The sequence below is a fragment of the Streptomyces sp. NPDC051576 genome (assembly GCF_040681835.1).
In the GTDB taxonomy this organism is placed as follows: domain Bacteria; phylum Actinomycetota; class Actinomycetes; order Streptomycetales; family Streptomycetaceae; genus Streptomyces.
In genome coordinates, this window is record NZ_JBFAZO010000018.1 from 158,882 (window position 1) to 165,123 (window position 6,242).

4 protein-coding genes are annotated in these 6,242 nt (G+C 69.9%); 2 read left to right on the top strand and 2 right to left on the bottom strand.

Features of this window, described 5'->3' with window-relative positions:
* Positions 1–195: 195 nt before the first annotated feature.
* Positions 196–1,704 carry a hypothetical protein gene (locus tag AB0M63_RS42605; protein WP_355902658.1) on the top strand — a complete coding sequence of 503 codons (1,509 nt, stop codon included), beginning with the start codon at positions 196–198 and terminating at the stop codon, positions 1,702–1,704.
* Positions 1,705–1,742: 38 nt separating this feature from the next.
* On the opposite strand, the gene AB0M63_RS42610 is transcribed toward AB0M63_RS42605, so the two are convergent.
* Positions 1,743–3,170: a SpoIIE family protein phosphatase gene (locus AB0M63_RS42610; protein ID WP_355902656.1), complete on the bottom strand. Its 1,428-nt coding sequence runs from the start codon at positions 3,168–3,170 to the stop codon at positions 1,743–1,745.
* A 548-nt stretch (positions 3,171–3,718) separates the two neighbouring features.
* Here AB0M63_RS42610 and AB0M63_RS42615 point away from each other — a divergent pair.
* The gene (locus tag AB0M63_RS42615; RefSeq protein ID WP_366023186.1) at positions 3,719–5,989 is read left to right on the top strand and encodes a M4 family metallopeptidase; all 2,271 of its coding nucleotides are present in this window, start codon (positions 3,719–3,721) and stop codon (positions 5,987–5,989) included.
* Here AB0M63_RS42615 and AB0M63_RS42620 read toward each other — a convergent pair.
* Positions 5,979–6,242: hypothetical protein (locus AB0M63_RS42620; protein ID WP_366023193.1), on the bottom strand; the 264-nt coding region annotated here is incomplete at its 5' end. The genes AB0M63_RS42615 and AB0M63_RS42620 overlap by 11 nt on opposite strands.

Consider the following 6,242-nt stretch of genomic DNA (forward strand, 5'->3'; position numbering starts at 1 on the left):
GCGCTGCCCGGCCCGGTCCCCCGGGTGCATCCTGGGGAATGTCCCTCGGTGACCGGGTCGGGGTGGCGCGTTCCTACCTGACACCAGATGCGCAGTGGCACACCATCTGGCGCACCCTGGCGAACCCTGGCGAATAGTCGCCCGGCAAGGCGCACCGGGCTATGTTCAAGTCAGCCGAGAACCTGGGGGCTTGACGTGAACGGACAACCCAACTCCCGTCTCTCGGACCTGTTCGGCCTGGCCGGCTGGTCCAAGGGCGAACTCGCGCGGCGGGTCAACCGGCAGGCGGCGGCCATGGGCCACCCCCAGCTCTCGACCGACACCTCGCGGGTACGGCGTTGGATCGACACGGGAGAGATCCCGCGCGATCCGGTGCCGCGGGTGCTGGCGGCTCTGTTCACCGAGCGTCTCGGCCGTGTCGTGACCATCGAGGACCTCGGTCTGGTCCGGCACGGGCGTGTGGGGAAACGGCCTGGCGACGGGGACGCGGAACATCCCGACGTCGTGCTGTGGGCGCCCGGACGGACTGCTGCGGTCCTCACCGAATTCACGGGAATGGACCTCATGCTCAACCGACGCGGCTTGGTGGGCGCGGGCGCCGCGCTCGCCGCAGGATCCGCACTCAGCAGCGCCATGTACGACTGGCTGCACTCCGATCCGACTCTTTCCGCCGACGCTCCCCGATCCGACGATCCGCTGCACGCCGACCCCGCCGGGTTCGACCGCTATGAGGCCGCCCCCATCGGGTCGCAGGAGATCGAGGAACTGGAGGCGTCCGTCGAGGTGTTCCGAGCCTGGGACGCGGCCCGCGGCGGCGGGTTGCAACGCAAGGCCGTGGTGGGACAGCTCAACGAGGTGGGCGGCATGCTCGCCTACCGTCACCCCGACCATCTGCAGCGGCGCCTGTGGGGCGTCGCCGCCAACCTCGCCGTACTCGCGGGCTGGATGTCGCACGACGTCGGCCTGGAGCCCACGGCGCAGAAGTACTTCGTCATCGCCGCCCACGCGGCCCGTGAGGGCGGCGACCGGCCCCGCGCCGGAGAGGCGCTCTCACGGGCGGCTCGCCAGATGGTGCACCTGGGCCGGCCCGACGACGCACTCGATCTCATGAAGCTCGCCAAGGCCGGTTCCGGCGACGAGGTGCTGCCACGCACCCGGGCGATGCTCTACACCATCGAGGCCTGGGCACAGGCGTCGATGGGCAAGGGCCAGGCGATGCGCCGCACCCTCGGCCAGGCGGAGGACCTCTTCGTCTCCGACCGGGCCGACGTACCGTCGCCGAGCTGGATGCAGACGTTCAAGGAGGAGGACCTCTACGGCATGCAGGCCCTGGCCTACCGCACGCTGGCCGAGCACGAGCCGGGAGCGGCCGCGCACGCCCAGCACTACGCGGAGAAGGCCCTGGCGCTGCGGGTCGACGGACGGCAGCGCTCGAAGATCTTCGACTTCCTGTCGATGGCCTCCGCGTGCTTCATCGCGGACGACCCCGAACAGGCGGACCGGTACGCGCGGTTGGCCCTGGTGTCGATGGGAACCAACTCCTCCCACCGCACCTGGGACCGGCTGCGCGAGATGTACCGGCTCACCGCCCAGTACTCCAACGACCCGAATATCCACGAACTCCGGGAGGAGATCAGGCTCGCGCTGCCGAGGACACAGGAGAGGAGCCCGAGGGCAAGGGGAGGCAACAGCGCGCAGGCGTAAGGGGGTTGTGCGACTGATCGTCCGTCAGTGACGGTTCGTCAGGTCGCCCTGGCGATGAGCACGCAGGCGTCGTCCTCGCGCTCGGTGTCGCCGAACTCCTCCACGACCATCCGTACGCAGTCCTGTGCGGTGCGCGCCTCGCCGAAGCGCGGGGCCAGGTCGAGCAGTCGGTCCGCGGCCTCGGGGCGACCGCGCCTGGGCACCAGTCCGTCCGTGTGCAGCAGGAGTACGTCGCCCGCTTCGAGGATCTCCTCGGCCTGTCCGTAGGCCGCTCCCGAGGTGGCGCCGAGCAGGACGCCGTCCGGTGCGCTCAGCATGCGCCCCGTCCCGCCGCGGAACAGCAGCGGGGCGGGGTGTCCTGCCTGCGCCCAGGTCAGGGTGCGGGTCTCGGGCCGGTAGCGGCAGCACACCGCGCTGCCCAGAGCCGGTTGCACGGTGGCGTCGAGTAACTGGTTGAGCCAGGACATGAGTTGGCCGGGCTCGGTGCCCGCCATCGCCATGCCGCGAAGGGCGCCGAGCAGCATCGCCATGCCCGAGGCGACGGCGACACCGTGTCCGGTGAGGTCGCCGACGCTCAACAGCGTGGTCCCGTCGGAGAGTTGGAGCGCGTCGTACCAGTCGCCGCCGATCAGCGCGCTCGTCGACGAGGGCAGATAGCGGGCGGCCAGGTCCAGGGTCTCCGGTCCCTGGTGCGGGAGCCGCAAGGAGCCGCGCCACGGCGGCAGCACGGCCTCCTGCAGCTCGACCGCGAGCCGGCGCTCGGTCTGCGCGTGGTGCCGGTGACGCTGGAGCGAGTCACGGGTCTCGCTCACCGTCCGCTGGCTGCGGCGCAGTTCGCTGACGTCCCGCAGCACGGCCCACATCGAGGCGGTGCCACCGTCGGCGTCGAGCACGGGCTCGCCCATCATGTGCACGGTCCGTACGGCGCCGTCGGGCCGTACGATGCGGAACTCGCCGTCGATGGGTTTGGCGTCGACCAGGCAGTCCGTGACCATCGCGGTCAGCCGCGGCCGGTCCTCGTCGAGGATCAGGGACGGCAGTTCGTCGAGGGTGAGCGGGGGAGCGGCCGGGTCGCGGCCCAGGATCTGATAGAGCTCCCCGGACCAACTCGCCTCGTCCGTCAGCAGATTCCACTCGGCACTGCCGACCCGGCTGAGCAACGACTCCTGCCGGGCCGCCCGCGGTACCGCGGGCGGGGCGAACGGCGGCTCGACGGACGCCGGTACGGGCGGCGGGCCGTCCCGCAGTTGGCCCAAGTGCTCGTCGAGATCGTTGAGTTGATGCAGCGCCAGATCGCACAGAGCCCGCTGCCACCGCTCGCGCGGGTCCGAATCGTCCTGCTGCGCGTCCCGCCGTACGGCGTCCACGTCGCCCATGAGCCGGCGCGCCTGCGTTATCAGCGCGTCGACCGAGCCGCGCGCGGGCGGCTGGGCGGCCGGGCGGTCCGCAGAGAGATGGGACGGCATGACGCACTCCGATGCGGGGACGGTACGACCAAGGCGGATGGAGGGACCGGTTACGACTGTCGCACAGCCTGCGACGCCCTGTAAGGGATTTGGCAACACCCGATCCGGTGGTGCTTCTGGCATATGCCAGCGTCTTCGCGGGCGGTTTGCGCCGAGCTCGTGGCGTAGCTGTCCTGGTGAGGCAAGTCGTGGACGCCGTACGTGAGTTGAGGGGTTGGATACCCCCTCCGGTCATCATTCAACCACCTGTTCGACGGCTCTCTGTTCAGGCAGGTCGCGCCGCCCGATGCCCGGCCGAAAAGTGTTGCCCAGGTGCGCGAACCGCAGTACGGACCCGCCATTTTGAGCCGTTGCTTTGTAGTAGCCATGACAATTCTGTGGGTGCGATGCCACTCTGCTGAGCATCACGCTCACCGAGCGTTCACCTTCCCCTCACCCTTCCACCTCTTCCACCTCTTTCGCCCGCGCGCCGCCGGACGGCCCCACCACGGCCCGACCCGCTCTCCAGGACTCCACCGAGTCCGACCACCCCACACGAGGAGAACGCCTTGACCCGGCATGACCGTTATCCGCACCACCCCAGATACACAGCGGCCCTCGTGCTCACCGCGGTGGGCACCTTGCTGGCGGCCGGTATGCAGACCGGCACGGCCTCCGCCGCCCCCGGCAGCCGCACCCCGTCGAAGATCCTTGCCACTCCCCGCGCGGGCGCGGCCCCGGCCGCTCTGACGCCGGCGAAGCACACCGCCCTCCTCAGGAGCGCCGGCGCGGCCGTCGGGACCACGGCGAAGAGCCTCGGCCTCGGGGCCAAGGAGAAACTCGTCGTCAAGGACGTCACGCAGGACGTCGACGGCACCACCCACACCCGCTACGAGCGGACGTACTCAGGGCTGCCCGTCCTCGGCGGCGACCTGGTCGTCCACGCCAGGAGCGGCCGCCTCACCGTGACCAAGGCCGCGAAAGCGGAGCTGACCCTGCCGGACACCACCCCCAACGTGTCGTCGACGACGGCGCGGACCAAGGCACTCGCCACCGCGGTGAAGGCGGGCGGCGAGCAGGCCAAGGCCGACGGCGCTCCACGACTCGTCGTCTGGGCCGCCGGGGTCAAGCCCGTCCTCGCCTGGGAGGCGGTGGTCGGCGGCTTCCAGGACGACGGGACCCCCAGTGAACTCCATGTGATCACGGACGCCGACTCGGGCAAGGCCCTCTTCCGCTACCAGGGCATCGAAACGGGTACCGGCACGGGCCAGTTCAGCGGAACGGTCCCGCTCGGCACCACGCTCTCCGGCTCGACGTACCAACTCGTCGACGGCGACCGCGCCGGACACCGCACCTACGACCTCAACCAGGGCACCTCGGGCACGGGCACCCTGTACACGGATGACAACGATGTCTGGGGCGACGGGACGCCGGCCGACCGGCAGACCGCGGGTGTGGACGTCGCCTATGGTGCCGCCGCAACCTGGGACTACTACAAGGATGTGTTCGGCCGCAACGGCATACGCAACGACGGCGTCGCCGCCTACAGCAGGGCCCACTACGGCAACAACTACGTCAACGCCTTCTGGTCCGACACCTGCTTCTGCATGACCTACGGCGACGGCTCGGGCAACACCCATCCGCTGACGGCGCTGGACGTGGCCGCGCACGAGATGAGCCACGGCGTCACCGCCGCGACCGCCGGCCTCACCTACTCCGGAGAGTCGGGCGGCCTCAACGAGGCCACCTCGGACATCTTCGCCGCCGCGGTGGAGTTCCACAGCGACCTGCCCGCCGACGTCCCCGACTACCTGGTCGGCGAGAAGATCGACATCAACGGCAATGGCACACCGCTGCGTTACATGGACAAGCCCTCCAAGGACGGCGCGTCCCGCGACTACTGGAGCTCGACACTGGGCAGCGTCGACGTCCACTACTCCTCGGGCCCCGCGAACCACCTCTTCTACCTGCTGTCCGAGGGCAGCGGCGCCAAGACCGTCAACGGCGTCGCCTACGACAGCCCCACCTACGACGGCCAACCCGTCACCGGCATCGGCATCGAGAACGCCCAGCGGATCTGGTACCGGGCGCTCACCACATACATGACCTCGTCCACGAACTACGCCGGTGCCCGCACCGCGACCCTCCAGGCCGCCGCGGACCTCTTCGGCACCTACAGCCCCACCTACCTCGCCGTGGCCGACGCGTGGGCGGCGATCAACGTCGGCAGCCGGATCGTCCTCGGTGTCAACGTGGCCCCGATCCCCGGCCAACTCAGCGGAGTCGGCCAGGCCGTGTCCCTGCAGACGGACGCGTACACCACCAACTCCGGTGCGGGCCTGACCTATTCGGCCACGGGACTGCCGGACGGACTGACCATCGGCGACACCGGCCTGATCGCCGGCATCCCGACCACGCTCGGGACAAGTGACGTCACGGTGACCGTCACCGACGCCACGGGCGCGACCGCCACCGTCGCCTTCACCTGGCGGGTCGCGAACATCTACGGCAGCACCACCCGCGTCGACATCCCCGACGCCGGAGCCGCGGTCGAGTCCCCGATCACGGTCACCGGCCGCGACGGCAACGCCTCGGCCACCACCCAGGTCTACGTCAAGATCGTCCACACCTACCGGGGCGACCTCAGCGTCGACCTCGTCGGCCCCGACGGAACCGTCTACCCCCTGCTGAACCGCACCGGCAACTCCGCCGACAACGTCGACCAGACCTTCACCGTCGACGCCTCCGCCCAACCGGTCGCCGGTACGTGGAAGTTGCGAGCACAGGACCATGACCGTCTCGATGTCGGCTACATCGAGCAGTGGCAGCTCACTCCGTGAACTGGTCCGCGTAGCCGGGTAGTTCAAGGGCGCCGCCCCAGGGTTCATGACTGAACGACCAGTTCGGACCGGCCGAGGCGGGTTCGTCAATCCCGACATCGTGCACGGCCAACGGCTGTTCACATCGGGCGACACGTTGCAGTGTCCCGGAGTGGTGGTCGACGGTCTCGCGCCCCACCGTCACGAGCAGGTCGTCCCCGACCTCGGCGCGGAGGAAGTCGAGGTCGTCCTGACCCTGCACCTTGTTGCCGAC